General features: G+C 55.9%; 21 protein-coding genes and 1 tRNA gene. 5 read left to right on the forward strand and 17 right to left on the reverse strand.

Going from position 1 to position 23459, the window contains the following annotated elements:
- Positions 1-2: 2 nt before the first annotated feature.
- The gene (locus tag HCQ99_RS03330; protein ID WP_243854556.1) at positions 3-1094 is read right to left on the reverse strand and encodes an ABC transporter permease; all 1092 of its coding nucleotides are present in this window, start codon (positions 1092-1094) and stop codon (positions 3-5) included.
- Positions 1078-2646: an ABC transporter substrate-binding protein gene (locus HCQ99_RS03335; protein ID WP_166985696.1), complete on the reverse strand. Its 1569-nt coding sequence runs from the start codon at positions 2644-2646 to the stop codon at positions 1078-1080. The genes HCQ99_RS03330 and HCQ99_RS03335 overlap by 17 nt, the downstream gene beginning before the upstream one ends.
- Positions 2647-2840: 194 nt before the next feature.
- On the opposite strand from HCQ99_RS03335, the gene HCQ99_RS03340 reads away from it, so the two are divergent.
- A complete protein-coding gene (locus tag HCQ99_RS03340) occupies positions 2841-3362 on the forward strand; it encodes an Lrp/AsnC family transcriptional regulator (RefSeq protein ID WP_166985699.1) in 522 nt (173 codons plus the stop codon).
- A 66-nt stretch (positions 3363-3428) separates the two neighbouring features.
- Here the strand turns inward: HCQ99_RS03340 and HCQ99_RS03345 are convergent.
- The 6 genes from HCQ99_RS03345 to HCQ99_RS03370 all read right to left on the reverse strand — a co-directional run bounded on the left by HCQ99_RS03345 (position 3429) and on the right by HCQ99_RS03370 (position 8703).
- A tRNA-Pro gene (locus HCQ99_RS03345) sits at positions 3429-3502 on the reverse strand.
- Positions 3503-3608: 106 nt separating this feature from the next.
- On the reverse strand, positions 3609-5147 hold the full coding sequence (gene der, locus HCQ99_RS03350) for a ribosome biogenesis GTPase Der (protein WP_166985703.1): 1539 nt from the start codon (positions 5145-5147) through the stop codon (positions 3609-3611).
- Between the two features lie 2 nt (positions 5148-5149).
- Entirely contained in the window at positions 5150-5839 is a 690-nt protein-coding gene (gene cmk, locus HCQ99_RS03355; RefSeq protein WP_208317152.1) for a (d)CMP kinase, read from the reverse strand.
- A complete protein-coding gene (locus HCQ99_RS03360) occupies positions 5836-6957 on the reverse strand; it encodes a prephenate dehydrogenase (protein ID WP_166985706.1) in 1122 nt (373 codons plus the stop codon). The genes cmk and HCQ99_RS03360 overlap by 4 nt, the downstream gene beginning before the upstream one ends.
- Positions 6954-7859, reverse strand: coding sequence for a pseudouridine synthase (locus HCQ99_RS03365; protein ID WP_166986558.1), 906 nt, complete (start codon positions 7857-7859; stop codon positions 6954-6956). The genes HCQ99_RS03360 and HCQ99_RS03365 overlap by 4 nt, the downstream gene beginning before the upstream one ends.
- Positions 7852-8703, reverse strand: coding sequence for a ParA family protein (locus tag HCQ99_RS03370; RefSeq protein WP_166985708.1), 852 nt, complete (start codon positions 8701-8703; stop codon positions 7852-7854). Before HCQ99_RS03370 ends, HCQ99_RS03365 begins: the two co-directional genes overlap by 8 nt.
- A 102-nt stretch (positions 8704-8805) precedes the next feature.
- Here HCQ99_RS03370 and HCQ99_RS03375 point away from each other — a divergent pair, with 102 nt between their 5' ends.
- The 3 genes from HCQ99_RS03375 to HCQ99_RS03385 are packed head-to-tail and all read left to right on the forward strand — an operon-like array spanning position 8806 to position 11766.
- The gene (locus HCQ99_RS03375; protein WP_166985710.1) at positions 8806-9843 is read left to right on the forward strand and encodes a permease; all 1038 of its coding nucleotides are present in this window, start codon (positions 8806-8808) and stop codon (positions 9841-9843) included.
- Positions 9836-10594: a TIGR03943 family putative permease subunit gene (locus HCQ99_RS03380; RefSeq protein WP_166985713.1), complete on the forward strand. Its 759-nt coding sequence runs from the start codon at positions 9836-9838 to the stop codon at positions 10592-10594. Before HCQ99_RS03375 ends, HCQ99_RS03380 begins: the two co-directional genes overlap by 8 nt.
- Positions 10591-11766, forward strand: coding sequence for a hypothetical protein (locus tag HCQ99_RS03385; RefSeq protein WP_166985715.1), 1176 nt, complete (start codon positions 10591-10593; stop codon positions 11764-11766). The genes HCQ99_RS03380 and HCQ99_RS03385 overlap by 4 nt, the downstream gene beginning before the upstream one ends.
- 12 nt (positions 11767-11778) lie before the next feature.
- Here HCQ99_RS03385 and HCQ99_RS03390 read toward each other — a convergent pair whose 3' ends face one another.
- From HCQ99_RS03390 to HCQ99_RS03415, 6 genes are read right to left on the reverse strand one after another with little or no spacing between them, the layout of a single operon-like run.
- On the reverse strand, positions 11779-12768 hold the full coding sequence (locus HCQ99_RS03390; protein WP_243854777.1) for a site-specific tyrosine recombinase XerD: 990 nt from the start codon (positions 12766-12768) through the stop codon (positions 11779-11781).
- Entirely contained in the window at positions 12746-14398 is a 1653-nt protein-coding gene (locus tag HCQ99_RS03395; protein ID WP_279586868.1) for a CTP synthase, read from the reverse strand. The genes HCQ99_RS03390 and HCQ99_RS03395 overlap by 23 nt, the downstream gene beginning before the upstream one ends.
- A 31-nt stretch (positions 14399-14429) precedes the next feature.
- On the reverse strand, positions 14430-15680 hold the full coding sequence (locus HCQ99_RS03400) for an AI-2E family transporter (RefSeq protein ID WP_166985719.1): 1251 nt from the start codon (positions 15678-15680) through the stop codon (positions 14430-14432).
- Positions 15681-15702: 22 nt separating this feature from the next.
- Positions 15703-17397 (reverse strand): DNA repair protein RecN, encoded by a 1695-nt coding sequence (recN, locus tag HCQ99_RS03405; protein WP_166985721.1) that lies wholly within the window; start codon positions 17395-17397, stop codon positions 15703-15705.
- Positions 17394-18299, reverse strand: a complete 906-nt coding sequence (locus tag HCQ99_RS03410; protein ID WP_341747198.1) for an NAD kinase — start codon at positions 18297-18299, stop codon at positions 17394-17396. Before HCQ99_RS03410 ends, recN begins: the two co-directional genes overlap by 4 nt.
- Before the next feature lie 2 nt (positions 18300-18301).
- The gene (locus tag HCQ99_RS03415; protein ID WP_166985726.1) at positions 18302-19186 is read right to left on the reverse strand and encodes a TlyA family RNA methyltransferase; all 885 of its coding nucleotides are present in this window, start codon (positions 19184-19186) and stop codon (positions 18302-18304) included.
- A 145-nt stretch (positions 19187-19331) separates the two neighbouring features.
- On the opposite strand from HCQ99_RS03415, the gene HCQ99_RS03420 reads away from it, so the two are divergent.
- Positions 19332-19625, forward strand: a complete 294-nt coding sequence (locus HCQ99_RS03420) for a hypothetical protein (protein ID WP_166985729.1) — start codon at positions 19332-19334, stop codon at positions 19623-19625.
- A gap of 378 nt (positions 19626-20003) precedes the next feature.
- Here HCQ99_RS03420 and HCQ99_RS03425 read toward each other — a convergent pair whose 3' ends face one another.
- The 3 genes from HCQ99_RS03425 to HCQ99_RS07000 all read right to left on the reverse strand — a co-directional run bounded on the left by HCQ99_RS03425 (position 20004) and on the right by HCQ99_RS07000 (position 23393).
- Complete coding sequence (locus HCQ99_RS03425; protein WP_166985731.1) at positions 20004-20729, reverse strand: NlpC/P60 family protein; 726 nt, start codon at positions 20727-20729, stop codon at positions 20004-20006.
- 203 nt (positions 20730-20932) lie between these two features.
- Positions 20933-21961, reverse strand: a complete 1029-nt coding sequence (locus HCQ99_RS03430) for an HAD-IIA family hydrolase (protein WP_166985733.1) — start codon at positions 21959-21961, stop codon at positions 20933-20935.
- 1 nt (position 21962) lies between these two features.
- On the reverse strand, positions 21963-23393 hold the full coding sequence (locus HCQ99_RS07000; RefSeq protein WP_166985736.1) for a hypothetical protein: 1431 nt from the start codon (positions 23391-23393) through the stop codon (positions 21963-21965).
- Between the last annotated feature and the right edge of the window lie 66 nt (positions 23394-23459).

Consider the following 23459-nt stretch of genomic DNA (forward strand, 5'->3'; position numbering starts at 1 on the left):
TCCTACTGCACGCGAACGCGCGGGTCAATCAAGCCGTAAAGCACATCAACCACGAAGTTCAGACCGATATAAACAATGCCAACGATCAAACCGACCCCCATAATTGCGGGCAGATCAAGTTTGGTCGCCGCCGCAAATGAGTACTGGCCGATCCCGTTCCAGCTGTACACCTGCTCCACCAGCACTGTGCCAGATAGGAGGGATCCGAAAGCAAGACCGAGCACGGTGATAATTGGCACGGTGGCCGCGCGCAACACATAGCCGAATGTCACTGTTCGCTTCGACAGCCCTTTAGCCCTTGCAGCTTTAACGAAATCAAGATCAAGCACCTCGAGCACCGCAGAGCGCGCAAACCTGGTCAGAAGCCCGATTGTGTAGAGCGCGAGCACGGAAGCTGGCAGCACTAAGTGATAGAGGGCGTCTGAGAAAACATCGAACTGTCCTGCTAGCAGAGCGTCGATAGTGTACATCCCAGTGACGTGCGGGGGCGGAATCAAAACTGGATCGAGCCGCCCCGATCCCGGAAAAATACCGAGCAGGAAGAAGAACACGTAGTAAACCACGAGCGCGAGCCAGAAAGTCGGCCAAGACAGTCCGATCAAACTGATAACGCGAATTACCTGATCGGTAAATTTGCGACGCTTCAAAGCCGCCCACAGGCCCAGACCTACTCCAAGCAGAGCCGATCCGACAATCGCTGCAAGCGCCAGCTCGATAGTAGCTGGAAATGCTCTTGCGAGTTCCTCTGCCACGGGCTGCCGGGTTTGTGTTGAAGTGCCTAAATTGCCCTGCACGAGGTTGGTCACATAGGTGATGTACTGCACCGGCAGTGGCTTATCGAGCCCCTGCTCCGCACGAAACTTCGCGACAATTTCTGGATTAGCAGCTGCCTGCTCCCCAAGCGCTGCCTGCACTGGATCGGAAGGCACCAGGTTGGTGAGGGTGAAGGTAACAAGCGTCACCCCGAGCACTAGGAGGATTGAGACCCCCAAGCGCACACCGATGTAGCGCAGCAGCGGCGGGATACCCCGGCGACGCGTTTGCGGTGTGCGCTCTAAGGTTTCGATCGCAACGGTATTAGTCGATGAGCGCAAGGTCTACAGTCCAAATCGGATTTGCAACTACACTGCTGATGCTCTTGCTCGTCACGATGCTCTGCCCAGGCTGCAGCAGTGGAATGAACGGTCCAGCCTCATTCTGGTATTCCTGCCATTCTTTGTATGCAGACTCCACCTCAGATTCGCCTGCGGTTTTGGCTGCGTTAGCGAGTGCGACCATCTTTGGATCAGCTTCGCTCTCCCAACCGGCACGCAAACCTACCAGCTGACCGGGCGAGAACACGAGGTAGTTTGATGGGTGCGGGAAGTCAGGACCCCAGTACCACAGACCAATTGTTTCTTGGCCGTTGCGGTATGCATCAAGCTCGGTTGCTACCGGGGCTGGCGCAAGCTGAATATTAATTCCGATTTCAGCCAGCTGTGCTTGCAGGCTTTCAGCAATACTGGTGAAAGAAAGCCCCTGCACCGTAATATCGTTCGGGAAGTTCAGCGTCACTGCTTCTCCGTTGTAGCCTGAAGCTGCGAGCGCTGCCTTTGCTGCGGCTATATCACGCTGGTTGCCAGCGGCTGCGTCGAGCGCACCAACAAACAGGGATGGGATCGGCCCGCCTGGGCGCACAGCACCCTCACCTGCGAGCGCGACAATTTTGTCATAATCGACGCCGAGCTTAACCGCCTGCACGAAGTCGGGGTTGCTGGTCCATGCGTTGACGTTTTTATTCTGGTTCAGGAAGAAGAAAATCATATAGCGCGATGCGTTGCTGGTGATGTTAACGTTGGCACCAGCTAACTCAGCTACCTGATCTGGGTTTAGATCAAGAGCCAGCTGTGATTCACCCTTTTCCACATTTAATTTCTGTGTTGGGCCTTCAACGTTGCGCAGCACGATACGCTCGTATTTCGGTTTTGTGCCCGTATAGTTTTCGTTTGCGGTTAACACGACCTGCTTTGCAGCGTCGAATGAGTCAAGCACATATGGGCCAGACCCAGCAGATTCACTGTTGAGGAAGCTTTCTGCGCTATCAGCTTCTGTGTTGGTGCCGCCATGCGCCTCAACCGTCTCCTGATTAACAACAGAGAGCGCACCATTTGGCAAAATAAATGGGAGTTCTGGTCGCGGTTCGGGACTGGTTATAGTTAGAGTCTTGTCATCTACTTTTTCGATGGTGAGCCCATCAAGCAAGAACGATGGGTTGCCTTTAATACCCTGCAGTCGGGTCAGTGAGAATACGGCATCATCAACCGTGACCGGGCTACCGTCAGAGAAAACATGACCGTCTTTCATGGTCAGCGTCATCACGGTGTTGTCGGCGTTCATCTCATAGCTTGCAAGCCCGTCTACCGGAGTGGTGACGTCTGAACCCTTGAAAGTGAGCAGTGTCTCATACATTGCTTTCGCAATGATCTGCCCGGTGGTCTCGTAGGAACGGTTTGGGTCTGCAGTTTTCAGGTCAAACGAGGCGTCAACAACAAGAGTTTTGCCCGCTTGGCTGCTGGCGCTACCCCCCCCCGCACAGCCGGCAAGACCGATTGTCACCGCGGTCACTAAGCCTGCCGCTGCAACTGCTTTCTTAAAAGAAAACTTCATTGAATTCTCCTAATTCACTTTCTTTCTCTAAACCAGCACATGTTTCAGAGATTGTTTTAAAATTACTGGAAATTTCCCAAGAGATCCAAGAGAAATAGGAAAATTTGGAGTTTCGTACACTACTTCTCGCAATTTGATTACATATTTTCCAGATTTTTCGCTGTTTTAACGCATATTTTTGGAATAATCTAACCATGAAATTAGATAGCACCCATCTGCAAATGCTTGACCTGCTGCGCAGAGACAGCAGGCTCTCGATAGCAGCGCTCGCCGAAAAACTCAGCATTTCACGGTCCAACGCATATCAGCGGTTTGAGGCGTTAAAAGAGGCCGGGGTGATTATAGGCGCGACAATCGACATCGACTTCAACGCGGTGGGAGTTGGGGTGTGTGCGTTGGTGTTTGTGTCACTGCAGCAAAATCAGTGGCAAAGATTTAGAGAAAAGCTTGTGGATCTAGCGGAGCTTGATTATTTTGCGGTCATCACCGGCAGCTATGACTGCATGCTGCTGGTGCGCACAACTAGCGTGTCTGGCGTGCACAATCTTGTGACGAACAAGCTCTCCCAATGGCCCGAGATCAAAACCACTGAAACAGTTTTCATCATGGATGAGGGCTGGTCGCTTGTGGATATTGCGCGCACACTTGAAAACAGCCCGTCTGCACAGGAGTATCCAGCAGCAGACGGCATGCTGCGCTATATAAAACGAAAATAGGTCGTATTTTCTGCCTAGGTTTAGGGGCCCGTAAGGAAAATAAAACCCTAGTGAAATATTTTTTTGTCGGGCTAGCCGGATTTGAACCGACGACCCCTTGTCCCCCAGACAAGTGCGCTACCAAGCTGCGCTATAGCCCGTAGTTGAAAACTTCAACCAACCCATTCTAGCGCTTAACCTGCAGCATTAGGGCAAGATGCAGCAATAAATTCTGCATCCCAACCAGTGCGCCACACACAGCGCAAGCTATCTACGACCGCGCGGTGTTTTTTCACGGATCCGCATATTCACAACCAGCGGCGATCCCTCAAACCCGTAGCGTTCACGCAGACGGCGCTGCATAAAGCGGCGGTACTGCGGATCCAAAAACCCGGTAGTGAACAAAACAAAAGTTGGTGGGCGGTTTGAGACCTGAGTGCCAAAAAGCACTCGCGGCTGTTTACCACCGCGCAGTGGGTGCGGATGCTCCTGCACTAGCTCCGCCAAGAAAGCATTAAATTTCGCTGTTGGAATGCGCGTATCCCAACTCTCCAACGCAAGCTCCAGAGCCGGCACCAGTTTTTCAAGATGCCGGCCGGTGCGCGCCGAAATGTTCACACGCGGCGCCCAATCAACGTGCGAGAGATCCTGCTCAATTTCCCGCTCAAGGTAGCGTCGCCGCTCATCATCAAGCAGATCCCACTTGTTAAAGGCCAGCACAAGTGCACGGCCAGACTCCAGCACAAGATCAATAATGCGCAGATCCTGATCGCTAATCGGCTCTGTGACATCGAGCAGCACAACCGCAACCTCAGCCTTTTCTAACGCGGTTGCTGTGCGCAGTGAAGCATAGAAGTCTGCTCCCTTAGTCATATGCACCCGCCGCCTGATACCTGCGGTATCAACAAACGTCCAGATGCGTCCAGCGATCTCCACCTGCTCGTCGATCGGGTCGCGGGTGGTGCCGGCAAGATCGCTCACAACCGCACGCTCTTCACCAGCGGCTTTATTCAGCAGCGAAGACTTCCCAACATTGGGGCGCCCCAACAGTGCCACGCGGCGCGGTCCGCCGGCTTTTGGCACAGCAACAGCAGACTCTTTCGGCAGCTTCTGCATGAGCGCATCAAGGAGGTCTGCCACCCCACGGCCGTGCAGCGCAGAAACTGGGTGCGGTTCACCGAGCCCCAGCGACCACAGCACCGCGGCCTCTGGTTCAAGCACCGCATCATCAACCTTGTTTGCAACAAGAAACACTGGTTTCTTCGTGCGGCGCAGCAGCTGCACAACCCGCTCATCGGTTGCCGTCGCACCAATCCGCGCATCAACCACAAAAAGCACGGCATCGCACAGTTCCAAAGCAACCTCAGACTGCAGCGCTACAGAGCGGTCGATCCCTTTAGCATCGGGCTCCCAGCCGCCAGTATCAACCAGCGTAAATTTCCGTCCCTGCCACTGCGCGCTGTATGACACACGATCGCGAGTAACACCGGGCACATCTTCAACCACCGCTTCACGGCGACCGATAATACGATTCACGAGCGCGGATTTGCCCACGTTTGGCCTACCAACGATAGCCACAACCGGCGGGTTTTCAAAATGCTCTGCAAACTCAAGCGGCGTTTCAACATCCAGCAGCTCAAGATCTTCTTCGCTTAAGTCAAAATCCGCAAGGCTTGAGCGCAGCATTTCGGTGCGCTCTTCATCGGTCACCGCATCTGCCAGCGCCTCAAAATCTATGTCGTCGAAGTCACCTTCGATCAACTCACCGCTGTTAGCGTCAGCTTCGTAATTCTGCTCTTCATTCATAACTACCCCAGCTTACCGGCGCGTTCCTGGGCATACTCAACAACCGCCGCTACCGAGCCAGCAAAATCAAGCTCACTGGTGTCAATCAGTTTCACACCGGGTGCCGGATCAATAAAATTTACGACCTTTAAATCAGCTTCATCTCGCACCCGCAGATCTTCTAACACCTGCGCAAAAGTCATCTGCGGCAGCTGTTTTTGACGGCGGACGGCGCGCACCTCGGGGCTGGCTGTCAGAATTATGCGCACCTTGGCATCCGGCATCACAACTGTCGTAATGTCACGCCCTTCAATAACAACTCCGGGCAGCCCGCTCACAGATACATATTTCCGAAACCAACGGTTTAGCTCATCACGCACAGCTGCAATCGCAGACACATGCTTAATAGCTTCGGTTGTTTTTGGATCTCGGATTTGCGCCGCTATATTTTGGCCGTTCAGCCGAATCTCACCGTCTGCTGCAAGAGGCAGCTCAAGCTGCCAATTTTTTAGCACCGCAAGCGCATCTGCTGCAAGGTTGGCGCGGCCTGCGAGCGCCCCCTGTTGCAGCAGCAGCCATGTGAGCGCACGGTAGGCGGCGCCGGTGTCAAGAAAACCGTAACCGAGTTTCTCAGCTACCGCCCGCGCAACCGATGACTTCCCGCTACCGGCAGGGCCATCGATCGCAACGATAATCGGCTTTTCGCATGTCACAGGATCCTCCAACCACGCTCCCCGAGCGCTGTCCGAGCACGGTCGGCAACCTCAGGAAGCACCGCAACGTTCGCAAAACCGATTTCTGCGCCGGGTGAGTGTTCGAGACGAAGATCTTCCATATTAATTTTCAGCTCTTCCAGGTCTGTCAGGAGGCGCGCAAGCTGACCGGGGCTGTCAGCGACAATAACCTGCAGATTCGCGAAGGCAAGCGTGGAGCCGTGTTTTCCGGGAAGTCTTTCAACCCCTCGATTACCCGCGTCGATAAGATCTGCGAGCGCACTGCGTGACCCACGCTGGTCTGGGTTTTCAATGGCTGTGGCGACTGTCTCTAGATCCTCTGCAAAACCACGCAGCAACGGCGCTATTTCAGCGTGGTTTGCTCCTAAAATCTGCACCCACAGCTCCGGGTCGCTTTTGGCGATACGAGTTGTGTCACGCACACCACCACCCGACAGGTTGAGGTTGCGCGCCTGCGCTTTATTGAGCTGGGCGGCGAGCACGCTGGCAACTATCTGCGGCAGGTGCGACACCATCGCCACCGCCGCATCGTGCTCCTGCGGCTCCCACTCGGTTGGCACGGCTCCGAGTTCAATCGCGAGCGCTTCCACCGCGTTGAGGGCAGCAGCGGGGGTCTCTTGATCGCGACAGATCACCCAAGGTCGGCCGACAAACAGGTCTGCGCGCGCCATTACTGCGCTTCCCTTTTCACGACCGGCCATCGGGTGTGATCCCACATAGCGGGTGGTGTCGATCCCTGCGGCACGCAATTCTCTGAGCGCAGGCAGTTTCACGCTGGCAACATCTGTAACCACCGCTTTAGGCCAGGTTTTTAACGCTGCGGCAACCACCGTTGCAACAGTTTCTGGTGGGGTTGCAACAATCACCAGCTGCGGACCACCCACGGCACTGAGGATCTCATCGGTTAGCGGGGTGCCAGCGCCGTAGTCGGAGGCGAGCGCAAGCGCCGTTGGCGAGTTGTCTGCGAGTGTTACAACTGTGCCCTTCTGGGTGAGGTTGAGCCCAATTGAGGCACCCAGCAGCCCGGCGCCGATAATGTGCACATGGCCGGTCACCCGATTGGCCAATCCTGTCACGGCCGATCCCCCGTAGTTCATTTGCGCACACCTTTTTTATGCGCATTTGAAGCTTTTTTGTTTGTCACTCTTTTAGCTGCCTTCTGGCGCAACGGTTTCGGCTTTGCCACTCCACGCAGCCCGCGTGCGCCGGCACCGTCACCGGGGCGACCGGCAGTCACCGGGCGTTTAGTTTTTGTGTCAGTCTCAGCTGCGGTCAGCAGCGCATTACGCTCTCCGGTCGAGAGTTCACGCATCTGCCCCAATGCTAGGGAGCCTAGGTGGAGCGGCCCGAACTGGCGGCGCACGAGCGCAACCACGGGGTGACCGACCGCTGCCAGCATGCGGCGCACGATCCTGTTACGACCGGAGTGGAGGGTCAGCTCAATGAGTGAAAAATCGCGGTTGCTGCCGGGGAGCACCTTCGCAGCGTCCGCCTGAATATAGCCGTCGTCAAGTTCGAACCCATGCAGCAGCTTTTTGACTGTGCCCGGCACCACCAGCCCCCGCACTTTTGCAACATAGGTTTTCTCGACCCCAAAACTTGGGTGCGCCAGTTTGTGTGCGAGGCTGCCATCATTTGTCATGATTAACAGCCCTGAGGTGTCGGTGTCGAGCCGGCCAACATTGTAGAGCCGCTCCCCGATCTCGGCGCCGTATTCGCTCAAATCGCGCCGCCCCTGATCGTCTGACATCGTGGAGACAACGCCGGTTGGTTTGTTGAGCACGAAATAGCGTTTTGCGACATCCAGCTGCACGACGGTGTTATCGACACGCACCTCATCAGTTTCGGTGTTGATGCGAGTGCCGAGTTCGGTTACGATCCGCCCGTTAACGCGCACCCGGCCGCGCGTAATCAGAATCTCGCAGGCGCGGCGGCTGGCAATGCCGGCGTTGGCGAGCGCTTTTTGCAGCCTTTCTTCTGTCTGCGTCACGTTACACAACCACCCCGCGCACAACCATTTCACGCGCGAGTTTTAGATAGGCTTCGGCTGCGGCGTTGTCCGGCGCATAATCGAGGATCGGTTTCGCCGCAACAGAGGCGTCGGGGATGCGCACTGTGCGACCAATAACAGTGTCAAACACTTTGTCGCCGAAGGTATCAACGACCCGCTCCAGCACCTCTCGCGAGTGCAGAGTGCGGCTGTCGTACATTGTGCCGATAATGCCGTCAAGCTCAAGCGCTGGATTGAGCCTGTCGCGCACTTTCTCAACGGTGTCAATAAGAAGCGCAACACCGCGCAGCGCAAAATACTCACACGCCAGAGGTATCAAAACCCCGTGACTCGCAGTCAGCGCATTGACAGCAAGCAGGCCGAGTGACGGTTGGCAGTCAACCAGGATCACATCATATTCGTTTTGCACTTTACGCAGCACACCAGCCAAAATCTGCTCGCGTGCAACCTCGTTTATCAGGTGCACTTCAGCCGCTGACAGATCAATGTTGGCGGGGATCACGTCTAGGTTTGTTACCGCAGTTGTTTGAATCGCATCGTGCGGGTCTTTCACGCTGCCGAGCATCAGGTCATAAATAGTTGGCACGTCGTGCGCCTGCACACCGAGACCGGCAGACAGCGCACCCTGGGGGTCAAAATCCACCGCGAGCACTTTGCGACCGTAGCGAGCGAGAGCCGCCCCAAGGTTAATAGAAGTGGTTGTTTTACCAACCCCGCCCTTTTGGTTGCACAGCGAAATGATACGCGCCGGGCCGTGCTTGGCGAGCTTGGCTGGCGGAGCAAAAAAGCGTTCTGGGCGACCAGTCGGGCCGATCTCCTTTTTCGCAACCACTGGGGATCCTTTCCACTACCGGGTGTTCTAATCAATCCTACCCGAGATTATCGGCATTTTTGCGGGCGGATCCGCGCTGCAAGCTCTAACCTAGACATACCTATGCGCGATACTACTAAGGCTCCTCACAATCTGCTTCGCAGCGGGGCGATTGGGGTTGCCCTCACCATTATCTGCGTTCTCATCCTGCGCTTTGCAACAGATCGTCTGCCCGCGACAGCTGCGCCAACGGTGTTGCGCGATCTTGGCACCCTGGCAGCCGGGGTGTTCATTGAGTCACTGCCGTTTGTGATTTTGGGGGCGCTCATCGCAGTTGCGGTGCAGCTGTGGGTGCCCGCCACGATGCTGTTCAAGCTGCTCCCTAAAAACGCTGTGCTGCGCCGCGCAGCGCTTTCTATTCTCGGTGTTGTGCTCCCGGTGTGTGAGTGCGGCAACGTTCCCCTCGCGCGCGGACTCCTGCGCAAAGGTTTGTCACCCGCTGAGACCCTCACTTTCGTGCTCGCCGCACCGATTCTCAATCCGGTCACAATCATCACCACCTATCAGGCGTTTGGGTTTGGTGATGGCATCCTCATTGCACGCATTATGGGGGGCTTTCTGATAGCCAATCTGATTGGCTGGGTTTTCTCACACCACAGTAATCAGCAGCTTATTTTAGAGCCAGACTTTGCGGTCAGCTGCGCGAGCCACGATCACGCTCATGAGCACAGCAGCGATGCCGCGAAACTACCTTGGAAGTCGCAATGGCAGCGCGCATCCGCAAGTTTTACAAGCGAGCTCCTGCTGCTCATGCCCGCCCTAGCGCTCGGTAGTCTGCTGGCGGGGGCGATCCAAACGGGAATTCCAACTGATTTTCTGGCGACTCTCGGCGCACACCCGATTTACAGTGTGCTTGCCCTGACAGTTCTCGCGTTTACCGTTTCGATCTGCTCAACCGTTGACGCTTTCTTCATGCTCGCATTCGCAAGCATCTTTTTACCTGGCGGGATCGTCGCCTTCCTGATTTTTGGGGCGATGATCGACATTAAAATGCTGCTCCTGTTGCGCACAACGTTCACCACGAGAACTCTCGCTGCTGTCACCGCGCTCGCTCTGCTTGGGGCTCTCGCAATCGGATTTGGGGTGAATCTCTTTGTCTAAAAAATCACCCCTCCTAAAGTCTGAGCTGATCGGCTGGGCACTGGCCATCGTCGGCATCGCAACTCTTATTTATCTTGTGCTGACGGGGAAGTTGGGGATGTATGTGCATCCGCGTTACACCCTGTTTACCACCGCGATGGCGATTATCGCACTGCCGTTAATAATCAGCGCGGCAGCTCGCAGACAACGGGCGCAACAAGCGCAACCGAATCGCAGCTCTGCGCTGCAAACTGTTGGGGGATTTATCGCGTTCTTGCTCGTGGTTCCCCTGGTGCTGCTGCCCACCGCCACGCTCTCTACGGATCGTGCGCTCTCAACAAGCAACACACCTATTTCTGGCAGCAGCACACCAGCTGCACCGCCAGTCTCAGATGTCGCAGATGAAAATCGCACTGTGCTGGATTGGGCGCAGGAGCTTGCTACCGGCGCCGATGCAACGGCGCTCGCCGGGCGCAGCGCAAAGCTCTTGGGCTTCATAACACCAGACCCTGATGTGCCGGAGGATTTTTTCCGTCTCACCCGATACAGTGTCACCTGCTGTGTTGTTGACGCGCAGGCTGTGTTCGTCACCGTCTACGCCCCCGATTGGCAGAAAGATTTTACGGCGGGTGATTGGGTTCAGCTATCCGGGTATTTTGCGAGCAGTCCGAGCGCAGAAACTGCAGCAGCTACTGTGCTTGTATTAGACACGATAACCCCCGGTCTTGAGCCCGCAAACCCGTACCTAACAACTGACGGGAGCGGTCTATGACGGGCGCACAACCGCAAAGACGTTTTCAACTGGTGGCAGCGCTAACTGGCTTAGTTCTCTTGCTGCTCACGGTAGCCGGTGCCGCAACCGGGGCCGTGCGCGCACCGCAGCTGCGCGATACCGGGATCCAGCCGGAAAGAGTTGTGGAACTTGCCGGGCAGCGACTCACTCTGACGTTTAACCAGCCACTATCTGCCGCGCCCACAAACTTGGCGATTGCCTCAGAAACGCACTCCCCAAAGTTTGATGTTAGTGCGAGCGGCGCGCAAATCACCGTCACCTTTCACGAGCCGCTATTGGCTGCACAGGAATATCGCGTCAGCGGTGACGCGACCAGCCTTGCCACCGGGGCTTCTGGCGTGTTTTCAACAAGCTTTAAAACAGCTGCGCAGCGCCTTGTGACTCGCGTCGGAGATGGCCCAGGCAGCAGAATCGTCGCATACGAAGTGCCCGGGGGAAAGCCAAAAGAGGTGCTTACAGCAGACGGGATCTATGACTACGCAGTTGGCGGAAACTGGGTTGCGGCCGCCCGCGAGCGAGCTACCGGCGACTTCGTGCTGACAGTGAAACAGCAGGACAGCTCCGAACAAGTCGAGCTGCCGATTTTTAAGTCAGAGCGCGATCATCAAATTCAATTCAGTCCCGATGGCACCCTGCTTGGCATGAAATATGACCTGGTGTCACACGATGTGTTGGCACTGCAATCGCTCGCAAACATTAGCACCTTCGGTGGGCGGGTTGTGCAGCTTGATGAAGTGACCCAGCTAAAGGTTGCAGACTGGTATTTCGAGCAAAATAGCAACACAGCGCACGTGCTAACCCAGAGCGGTGACCACTATACGGTTGGGCTTGATGGCGTACCACAGCTGACAGACGATCCTTGGATTCCGCTGGCGGATCGCAGTAAACCGCAGTGGAACGGATCCGAGCTGCATATTGAATCTGAGCGCACTGTTGTTAACGCACAGGGTGAGATTATTTACCAGCCCGCAGCACCAAGCTCGAAAGTTTCACGTATTTGTTTGAGCCCAAACAAACAGTTTGTTGCCGTTGAGGTGGTGCCAGCAGACAGCGGTGAAGCATCCGCTACCCCGCAGCAGGCCGTTATAGCACGCAGCACTGGGGTGCTGCTTGCTACCCTGCCGGGCACCGTTGCTTCGTGGTGCGGCTAGCTATAAACAAAACTATTTGCGTGGATGCGCTAGCTGATAGTGTTCCTGCAGTGTCGCCCGGGACACATGGGTATAAATCTGGGTTGTGTTCACGCTCGCGTGACCGAGCAGCTCTTGCACTGCCCGCACATCCGCACCCCCTTCAAGAAGGTGTGTTGCAAAACTGTGCCGCAGTGAGTGCGGGGAAATTTTCTGCTTAATCCCCGCAACTTCTGCCGCTTTCTGAATCACCAGCCAAGCCGTCTGCCGACTCACCCGCCCGCCGCGGGGACCGAGAAACAGCGCACCGCGGGCGTCGGCCTTCGCCCTGCCAGTTTCGCTCTGCGTCGCAAAAATCGGCCGTGCTCTTGTGAGGTAGGCCCCTAACGCACGGCCAGCATACGAACCAAACGGCACAAGCCGCTGCTTTCCACCCTTTCCCTGCACACGAATAAAGCCGCCGTCAGCCAAGTTTTCAAACGCCTGACCATCTGTGTTGAAAAGATCATCAACATCAAGCGCCAACGCCTCACTAACACGCATCCCGCTGGCATACAAAAGCTCAAGCAGTGCGCGATCGCGCAGCGCAACAGGGGATGCGGCTGCGTCCTTTGCGCCATCACCGCCAACCGCTGCGAGCAAAGATTCAACTTCGCTAATGGTTAGGGCGTACGGCAGATTTTTTGCAGGCTTTGGGGAGCGCAATGCACTGGCAGCAAACTCAGTCACACACCCTTCAAGATACAAAAACCGATGCAGACCGCGCACGGTCGAAATACGACGGGTTAGCGTTGCTTTACTTGCGCGCCGCTCCGCTGAAATTGTGGTTACAAAATCACTCAGGTGCGCCTTTGTGACCGCCTCAAGATCGTCGATCTGCTGCGCCCGCAGCCACTCACAGTAAACTGCAAGGTCTCGCTCATAGGCCAGCTGCGTATTTTTTCTGATCCGCCGTTCAAGAGACAGATATTTAAGATATCTGTTGGCTCCCGCTTCCGGACTAAGCACCGGTCTTACGCGCAATAGCTGCGCCAGCCAAACCAGCAAACAGCGGATGCGGATCGCTCGGGCGGCTCTTTAGCTCAGGATGCGCCTGGGTTGAAATATAGAATGGGTGCACCTCGCGTGGCAGTTCAACAAACTCAACCAGCTGACCGTCTGGGCTGGTGCCTGAGAAAATAAGACCGGCATTCGCAATCTGCTCACGGTATTTGTTGTTTACCTCGTAGCGGTGCCGGTGCCGCTCCATAGCGCTGTCTGCGCCATACAGTTCTGCTGCGAGCGATCCTTCAGTAAACTTTGCTTCGTACTGTCCGAGCCGCATGGTGCCACCGAGATCACCACCGTCGATGTGCGCCAGTTGCTCCTCCATTGTTGCAATAACCGGCACTGGCGTCTCGGGATCAAACTCAGTGGAGCTTGCGCCTTTAAGCCCGGCGATATTGCGCGCGTATTCCATCACCATTGCCTGCAGCCCCAGGCAGAGACCGAGGGTCGGGATTTTATTTTCGCGCGCGTAGCGCAACGCACTAATTTTGCCGTCAACACCGCGCACTCCAAAACCACCGGGGACACAGATTGCATCGACGTCGCTGAGCTGCTCTGCAGCGCCGGCTTGAGTCTCGCAATCGGCTGACACAATCCACTTAATGTTGACTTTTGAACCGTGCGCAAAACCACCGGCGCGCAATGCTTCAGTAACTGAGAGGTAGGCGTCTGGCAGGTCGATGTATTTACCGATCAGACCGATGGTGACCTCATGCTTCGGGCTCTCTACCGCATCAAGCACCGGCTGCCACCGGGTCCAGTCCACTTCCCGAGCTTTGTCTTGCAGCTGCAGATGCTGCACAATTGTCTCGTCAAGACCTTGGGAGTGCAAAAGGCTTGGTAGATTGTAGATGCTTGGCACATCTATCGCGTTAACAACCGCTTTTTCGTCAACGTCACACATGAGTGCAATCTTGGCAAGGTTGTCGGGTGTGACCGGCCGATCACTGCGCAGCACGAGCGCATCCGGCTGAATACCTATTGAACGCAAAGCCGCTACAGAGTGCTGGGTGGGTTTGGTCTTCTGCTCACCCGAGGCCCCCATGAACGGCACCAGTGAGACGTGCACAAAGATCACGTTGTTTCGGCCTAGCTCATGTCGCACCTGACGAGCGCTCTCGAGGAAGGGCTGCGACTCAATATCACCAACAGTGCCGCCAACTTCTGTAATAATCACGTCTGGTTGCGGGTCTTCTTCCGCCTGCAGACGCATACGACGCTTAATTTCGTTGGTAATGTGCGGGATCACCTGCACCGTCTGCCCAAGATAGTCACCGCGGCGTTCGGCGGCTATTACCTCTGAATAGACTTGGCCGGTTGTGACGTTAGCAGCACCTGATAGATTGTGTCCGAGAAATCTCTCATAGTGGCCAATATCGAGATCGGTTTCAGCGCCGTCGTCGGTCACAAAAACCTCACCGTGCTGAAACGGGTTCATTGTGCCAGGGTCGACATTCAGATACGGGTCAAGCTTTTGCATCGCAACGCGCAGACCGCGTGCCGTCAGAAGATTACCGAGGCTCGCCGCCGTCAAACCTTTGCCAAGCGATGACACAACACCGCCGGTAACGAAAATTTGCTTTGTGATTTTAGCTGTATTACCCACGGACTTCTATCCTATCAGTAGTGACTGAGTTTTATCTTTCGTCCTGACGCGGCACCCACACCTGCTTCACGATCATCAGCAGCGCAGCGGTCACAGGGATCGCAGTTAGCGCACCCAACAACCCCAGGAGCGTACCACCGGTCAGCGCGCCGATCACAACAAACGCCCCGGGCACCGACACAACACGACGCATCACGATCGGAGTCAAAACGTATGCCTCAAGCTGCATGTAGATCAGGTAGTAGATAAGCGCTATCAGCGCGGTGCCCGGAGAGTTGAACAGGGCGATAAGGGTTACGACAGCGGTTGCAGAGATCGCACCAATCAACGGAATTAGCGCCAGCATAAAAACCACCACGGCGACAACCGCAGCATATGGCACCCCAATAATGCTCATCATAATGAAGCCCAGTGTCGCGTTTGTTGTCGCAATAATTACCTGCCCGCTAATAAACCCGCCGACAGATTCTGTCACCTGTTCGGTGATATCGATGACGCGGGCCCGCTTGCTGCGCGGGCTCACAAGGTAAAAACCGCGCTTCATTGCTGGCAGAGATGCCAGGAAGTAGAGGCTCAAGATGAGCACAATTATCGTCGCGGTGACACCGTTTGCGATCCCAATTCCAGCCTGCCAGACTCCACCGGCCACGGTTGTGAGGTTGTCTGGGTTTGAAACGAACTCCCTGGAAATACGAATTATCTCATCGAAATCAGCGTATTCACCAAACCGCTGTTGCACATCGTGGAACCAACTCTGGCGCGGCAGCGAGCTCAAATACCCCGGTGCCAGCTGCACAACCTGTGTCACCTGCTCGATAATCGCCGGCAGGATAATGCTAATCACGCCTGCGATAAGCCCGAGGAACACAACAAAAACCGTGGCGATTGCCAGTGGTCGTTTAAATTTCCAAGATTCAAGCTTGCGCACCACCGGATCCAGCCCGAGCGCAATAAACAGAGCACCGGCGATATACACAAGCACTGTGCTCGCCGACTGGAGTGCCGCGATTAACCCTAAAGCGGTGAGCACGCCAAGCGCGGTCACAAAACCCAGTTGAAAGGGTGCACGAATAAAGAACTGTTTTGGACGTTCAGCATTCGGGTTGGCGGCCTCACGCTCCGCATCTTCTGCCGCCTGGCGCGCATCCAGATAAAGCTCGGTGGTCTTCTCGTCGAGCTTTTCGATATCAACCCGCTTAATCTCGGGGTGTTCCTCTTTAACTGGTAAGATTTGCTGCAGCTTCACCTGCTGCGGCATTTTAAAACGGACCGGAAGTTTCATAGTTTAACAATAGCGGCGCGCACTATAAGTTACTAACGCCCATATCAAGAAGCTCTCGCGCATGCTCCCGAGCCGAGTCTGAATCGGTAAGGCCGGAGAGCAGACGCGCTATTTCTTTTTCGCGCTCTTCTCCCACAAGCTGCTGACAGCTGCTTTCGGTGTATCCGCCGGCGCTGTCCTTGAGCACCCGCAGGTGATTATCGGCAAATGCCGCAACCTGCGGTAGATGTGTCACTACTATAACCTGCGCGGTTTGGGACAGTTTTTTCAAACGTCGCCCCACCTCAATCGCTGCCGCCCCACCAATGCCGGCGTCAATTTCATCAAACACGAATGTTGGAACAGGATCGGTGCCCGCTAGCACCACCTCGATTGCGAGCATTATGCGTGACAGCTCACCACCGGATGCGGCGCGGGCAAGCGGCGCGGGTGTCGCGCCCTGATGAGAACGCAGCAGAAAAAGCACTTCGTCTGCGCCGTGCGAGCCTGCTTCACGCGGCGCTACAGAAATCTCCAGCGCTGCCTCAGGCAGAGCAAGATGCTTTAATTCCGCTGTTACAAGTTGCGACAGACGGGCAGCTGCCGTGCTGCGCAGTTCGCTTAGTTCGGTGGCAGCAGCTGCGTGATCTTCCCTAGCGGTGTTAAGTTCGCTCTCTAAAATAGCAAGTCGGTCGTCGTCTTGATCCAGCAGCAGCAGCCGGTCGTTCGCTGCTGCAAAATAGGCGAGCACATCGCTTAATTCCGGGCCGTAATTGCGCTCTAACTGCTTCAAATCAGCCAGTCGCTGCTGGGCGGCCGCAAGCTCTGCTGGCCCACCTGCTTCAAGATCTGCGCCGTACGCAAAAAGATCCCGCGCCACGCTCTGCGTCTGCGCCAGCACGCTTTCCAGCTCGTTGAGACTGTCTGCAAGCGTGCTGTCGATGTGCGCCCCCTCACGCACCTGCTCGATAGCGATAGAGAGAATTGAGAGCGCATCAACACTGTCAGCGCCAGAGTCATCACCGGAGAGCGCATTAGCCGCGCCAGCTACCGCCGCGCGCAGTTGTTCTGCGTGCGCTAGTTTCTCTACCAGAGCGGTTACTTCAGCAGTCTCATTTTCTTGCGGATCGACTGCGCTTATCTCGTTGATTTCAGCCCGCAACTGCTCTGCTTCACGACACCTCGCAGCACGGTTTTCGGCAATCTCACTAACCTCTTGCTGGAGCGCAGACAGACGCTCATATGCGGAAATGTATTTGGTCAGCGCCTCACCAATCGCAGATCCGCCGAATCTATCTAAGGTCTCACGCTGTTCTGTTTGTGAGCGCAGACGAAGCTGATCAGACTGCCCGTGCAGACAAAATAGGTGCTGTGCGAGTTGTGACAGCACACTGGCCGGCGCGCGCACACCGCCAACTGTTGCACGGCTTGCGCCCTCAGCCCGCACGGTTCTGCTTAAAAGCAGCTCACCCTCTTCAATCTCGCCGCCTGCTTCGTCGACCAGCGCCGCGACGGCGGGAATGTTGAGACGCCCGATGACACCGCCGATCCGCGCCTGCGCAGCGCCACTGCGCACGAGCGAGCTATCGCTGCGCGCCCCCATTAAGAGACTGAGCGCAGTAACAACCATCGTTTTACCTGCGCCAGTCTCACCGGTAATAGTCGTAAACCCCGGGCCGAGCGGCAGCGTTGTTTGCGCGATAACACCAAGATCTTTAATTTCAAGCTCTTCGATCATGCTGCCGCACCTCGCCACCCTTCGACCGGGAGTTTAAATTTATTGACCAGGCGATCAGTAAAGACGCCCGTGTCCAGCCGTGCAAGTCTTAACGGTTCGCTGCTGCGTTTAATTACCGCCCGCTGCCCGGGCGCAAGCGCAATGCGGCGCCGGCCATCACACCACAGCGCAGCACTGTCTTTGTTGCGTCGCTGATAACGAATCTCCACTACCTGATTTGGGCCCAGCACCAGTGGGCGATTAAAGAGCGCGTGCGCGGCGAGCGGCACAACCAGCATCGCATCAACCTCAGGCCACATCACCGGCCCACCTGCCGAGAAGCCGTAGGCGGTAGACCCGGTTGCTGTAGCAACCACAACACCATCACACCCAAATGCGGTGAGCGGGCGGGAGTCAACTCCGACGGCAACCTCTATCATGCGCGAGGTTTTTTCAACCGTTGCTTCGTTTACCGCAAATGTTTTATGCACAGTGTCGTCACCATCGTGCACTGCCACGTCCAGGGTTGCGCGCTCTTCAACCGTGTATTCACGGGCGAGCACACGGCGCACGGTTTCAGCAAGATTGTGGTGTTCCATCTCTGCCAGAAATCCGACATGGCCAAGATTCACACCAACAATCGGCACTTGCGATCCGCGCACAGTTTCTGCCGCTCGCAAAATAGTTCCGTCACCGCCGAGCACAATAGCCGCTTCAATATCGGCTAACTCTACCTCGGTGTGCAGTTTCCGAATTTGCGTTGTTTCCACATGGTTTGCAAAATCAGCAATATCTGATGCAAGCATCACCGGCACAACACCGTGTGCGTGCAGCTGCGCCAGAGTTTCTCTGGTTGCGCTGATGGCCTCCGGGCGGGCAGTGTGGGAGGTTACAAGCATTTTGCGATTGTTATCGGGCGACACAGCTATGACTCCTCTCGCAAACAAACGGACGCAACTTCTGTCTTCCATTCTTCCGTGTTTGGGGCGTTGCTTGGTACCCACTGCGCCAAAAACTCTATGTTGCCCTGGTTGCCCGCGATCGGTGACCGTGCAAAAGCTGTTAGCTGCAGGCCGTTAGCGGCGGCAGCCTGCACTACCTCCCACACCGCCTCAAATCTGGCTTGCGGATCGCGGAGCACCCCGTCTTTGACACGCTGTTTACCCGCTTCAAACTGTGGTTTGATCAGCAGCACTGCGCTCGCGCTCGGGTTTTTCCCCAATAGTTCTGTCACTACGGGAAAGATGAGCTGCAGTGAAATAAACGACAGATCACCGACTATGAGCTGTGGCAAGGGTGCCGCTGTGAGCTGCTGCCAGCGGCGGCGCGTTAAGTCTCTGGCGTTTTCACCCTCAATATTTGTGACGTTTGCAAGGCTTGCAACACTCGGGTGCATCTGCCCGTGACCAACATCAACGGCCAGAATATGTGCCGCTCCTCTTTCTGCGAGCACCTGCGTAAACCCACCCGTTGAAGCGCCCAGATCGAGGGTTGAGAGTTCTGCTGGGTCTATCTTAAACTTTGTTAGCGCGCTTTCCAGTTTTTGTGCGGCTCTGCTGACATAGCGGTGCGCTCCCTGCAGCGTCAGCAGCTGCCCTTCGGTTACGCTGTAGCTGGGTTTGCGCTGCACTCTGTTAGCGACAAGCACCAGCCCAGCAGCGATAACCGCCTGTGCTCGATTGCGGGTGTCAACCATGCCCGTCGCGACCAAAGCGCGATCTAAGCGCGTTTGCGGCCCTCTCCACACAGTTTCTGCAGAGTGGGCAACAAAACGAGCTTTCTGTTGACTCGAGATCGCTGCAACACTCATACATCTACCTTAGATTGTGCACGCTCACACTGATCACAGTTGCCCAGCCAGAGACCACATCTGAGCTTAGAATTTGCTGTAAATGATATAATTATGACCATTGGCTAACGCTAAAACACGAATTAATTCACACACGGAGGTCACTGTGACCGCTGCAAAGCGCACTGAAAACGAAAACCTGTTTGCGCAGGGCACCCGCCCACGCGCCTCATTTAGCACAATTTTACTCTTCATCGTCGCAGCGGCACTCGTGTTCGGCGGCTTCGCACTGTTCGGTCACGCTTTCGATATTGCTTCAGTATCTGAAAGCAACACAATCGAGCCCGGCGGCTGGAATGCATTCACCGTCTTCGCAGCCGGCTTGCTCTGCGATGCTATCGGGTTCTGGCTCGCTTTCAGCTTCATTCCAGGGCGTGAAAAGATGGCGCTGGATCAGTAATCTACTAGCTTTTAAAACGTCCCCGATGCTAAGCAGTATCGGGGACGTTTTTTATTATCCCTAATAATGCCCCTCCTGAGCTCCGCACCCTGACACCCTTGGCACTCTGACGGCCCTGCGCTCTTGCACCCCTGCGCCTTACGCGCCTTTACACCCTTACGCCCTTACGCGACACTACAGCAGCTTGTGTAGCACCTCTGCGCTGCGCACAGTTTCCCCATACAGCACAGAGCTTCCGTGTAGCACCGAGACTTTCCATACAGCACACTCTGCCAGCACAGAGCACTCTCTCAGTGCAATTCACAGCGCGCAGCAAAATACCCGCTACATCAAAAAGAAGTAGCGGGTATTAAAAGTTTGATTACTGCCGGATAAAACTTATGGCAGACGCACGATGGTGTGGTAGAAAGATGGCATTGATGGGCCACCGGTGAACTCAGCTGTCTGGAAGCCGTTCCAGCCACCGTGAACAGCTGTGCCGTTACCTGCGTAAATTGATACGTGACCACCTGAAATCATGATGTCACCAGGCTGTGCGTCAGAAAGCGCTACTGGAGTGCCGTATCTTGCGAAGTCCTGCACACCGTGGTCGTAGCCACCCTGATCGCGTCGAGTGGTGTAACCGAGTGCTGCCAGGGCGTTCTGAACCATGTCAGTACAGTCCTGGTTAATACCGATCTGCGCGTATGCAGCAGCGAGCAAAGCAGCGCCACTGCCGCTACCCGCAGCTACCGCAGGAGCCTTAGACTTAGCAGCAGCCACCTCGCCGCCATTGCCAGCAGCCGCCTGTGCATCACGCTCGTTAGCAGGGGTGGTCTCTTCGAGTGGCTCCGGAGCTTCAATCTCAGCGAGCTCGAGAGCAACGTTTGGCAGAGCAACGTCTGCTTCAGCAGCAACGAAGTTCTGTGTCAGGCCGCCAGTGCGCACCGCGAAGGCGACCGGATCCTGGCCGTCCTCACCTGAGTTTGCGTAGGCAGGAACTGCGAAGGTTGTTGCAAGGCCAAGTGAGAGCACGGCTGCAGCTAGTGAACGCACACCACGACGGCGTGGTGCTGGGGCGGATTTTGATACTAGATCAACCTCGGTGCTTGGGGTGAAGTTCATACCTTTAGCTTCCCTACTCTGCCTAAATTACAAAAGTTTTATTACGGTCTTATAACCGCACTTGAATAACAATAGTGGAAAATAACGGAAATGTCACACTCAGATAAATAAATTCGTTATTTTTCTAAAGTTTCCCCGCTTCAGGCCCGTATATATAAGGAAAACTTTTTATAAAAAATTTTGCGAAGAGTTACAGCGCGCCACTACTTCCAATGGTCTTTGACCAAAATTTCCGGCACTTTAAGACCATAAATTGCCAGCCCTGAAGCGTAGATCGCTGAGCAGGCAGCGCGCAACAGATTCAGCGGGCTGTCTCCCTCAGCAACAATTTTCACGATGTGACCCTGCATTCGCACTTTTGCGCCACCAACTCTGTGCACGCCATCGCGCGTTACCCGAGTTTCCGGGTATGGCTCAAACAGTTCTGCGAGCGATCCAACTATATAGTCTGGCTGCATATCCTTTGAGGCAGCCAGCAGCTGTTTCGGCCTGTCGACACCGGTGAGCACATGCAGGGTTTTAATGCCGGCGGCACGGCCACCTTTAGTGTCGGTGTCGAGACGGTCACCAATCATCAGCGCGTTTTGTGTTCCAAACCGGGCGAACGCCGTCTCATACATCGGCTTTTCTGGCTTACCGGCGAACTCCGGCAGTCGCGCCACCGCTGTGTGCACGGCAGAAACCAGTGTGCCGTTACCGGGAGCGAGGCCGCGGGCGACCGGAATCGTCCAGTCAGTATTTGTCGCAACCCACGGAATCAGCGGCCTTCCCTCTACTTCTGCGAGCGCAAAAGCAGCCTCTGCTAGATGTTCCCACCCAACATGCGGCGCAAAGCCCTGCATCACCGCGTCAGGCTCATCATCAGCACTGCGGGTCACCACATAACCCGCTTTTTCAAGCTCAACGGTGATCCCCTCACCACCAACAACCAAAACTTTCGCGCCCGGCTGCACATGTTTTGCAAGCACAGTCACCGCCGCTTGCGGGCTTGTAACAATATCTTGCGCTGCAACACGTAAGCCAAGTTCACGCAAATGCTCTGCCACCTGTTCATCGGTGCGTGAAGCATTATTTGTGAGATACGCTAATCTCGTCTCGTTTGCCGCCCTGTTTAAGCACTCGACAGCACCGGGGATGGCGTCCGGTCCACGATAGACAACACCGTCGAGGTCTGCCAACAGCAGTTCTACGCCCGCAAGCGGAGTTACGCCATCTTTCCGAAACAACGCCACGCTACACCTCTTCCGCTTCGGCTTCTTCTCCGGCTTCGGTTTCGGCCTCGGCTTCCCCGGGATCCTCTTGTGTTAGCGCAGCAGTTTCTGCAGTATCTTCTGCGACATCCTCTGCTGCAACAGTTTCTGCAGCGGCAATCTCGGCCTCAATTTCTGCCAGTTCGCGCCCGTATGCGGCAGCGTCAGTAACTTCCAGACGGTCACCTCCTGCGTGCTCTAGTAGGGCCTCACTAGCTCGGCTAGCCAGCTGTTCCCACTTAGCAGCTTCACCGGCCCGCCCAAGATCTTCGAGCACAGCAGCGTAGGCGCTAAAGAGTTCGGGGCTCCACGGAAACACCTTTTTCGGGTTTAACTGTGGAATCTCGAGCTCTGCCAAAGCAGCATCCAGCTGGCCAAGGTCGAGCCGCGCGCCAGAAACAGCGATCGCGAGATAAACGCGTTCTTGATCCGAAAGTTTTTTCGGATCAACCTGACGGGCAACCTCAAGCGCCTTCTCCGGGCGCCCCAAACCACGCTCACAGTCAACCTCAAGCGCAATGTGCATATCTTTTCCGCTGATCCTGCGATAGGTGCGCAATTCGCGTAGCGCCATCGCAAAATCTTCGAGGGCGTAGGCTGTCATCGCCAAGGTTTCGCGCACCACTGGAATACGACCGGCTTTGCGTGCTGCGCTAATTGCGTGCTGATGCGCAAGTTCAGGATCGATGTTGATGACTAAGCTCACCATCGCAAGGTGGCGGGCAACCCGCTCAGCGTTTTCTTTCTCAAGTGTTTTCAATTCGTTGCGGGCACCGGGATTAAGGTCTTTCGCCGTTACTTCCTGTGGAATCTCCGGGTCGCGGTGCTCACCACGCACCGGGCGTAGCTCATGCTGCAGGCGCTCGGCTTCGGTAAACTCACGCTTAATGCCGCCGCGGTCACTGCGGTTGTTGCCGCGTGTGCCGCCACGGCCAAGTTTGCTTGCGGATCCGCGCTTGCCGCCATCATTAAAGCGACGGTCACCGCGGTCACTGAAACGACGTTCACCACGGTCACTAAAACGACGCTCACCGGAACGACGGTCACCGCGATCATCCTGTCTATTGCTGCCGTGCGAGCCCCGGGGTGCGCGACTGTCATGCTCAGTTTTTTTACCGCCGCGATGCTCACCACTATTGCGGTCACGGTAAGAGCGGAATTCTCCCCTCCCGCCGCCGCGGAAATCACCGTCACGGCGCTGCCCACCAGCGCGAGACGAACGCTCCTCGCGTCGTGGCCGGTCATCTCGACTGGGACGATCGTCTCGACGTGGGCGGTCATCCTTGCGTGGCCTGTCGCGCTCGAACCCACGGGAACCACCCGCCCGCGAGGATCCACGACTGTCTCGGCTACGATCATTCGGCCCGCGACGCTTCCCGCGATTTTGCGGCGCGTCAAAATTCTTCTCAGTCATGGTATCCTCTGTTAGATTGTGAGCCCCGCAGGAGATTGCGAGTGCGCTAGCGCCAGAAAATGCGCG

The organism is Canibacter zhoujuaniae (genome assembly GCF_011752015.1).
GTDB lineage: Bacteria > Actinomycetota > Actinomycetes > Actinomycetales > Microbacteriaceae > Canibacter > Canibacter zhoujuaniae.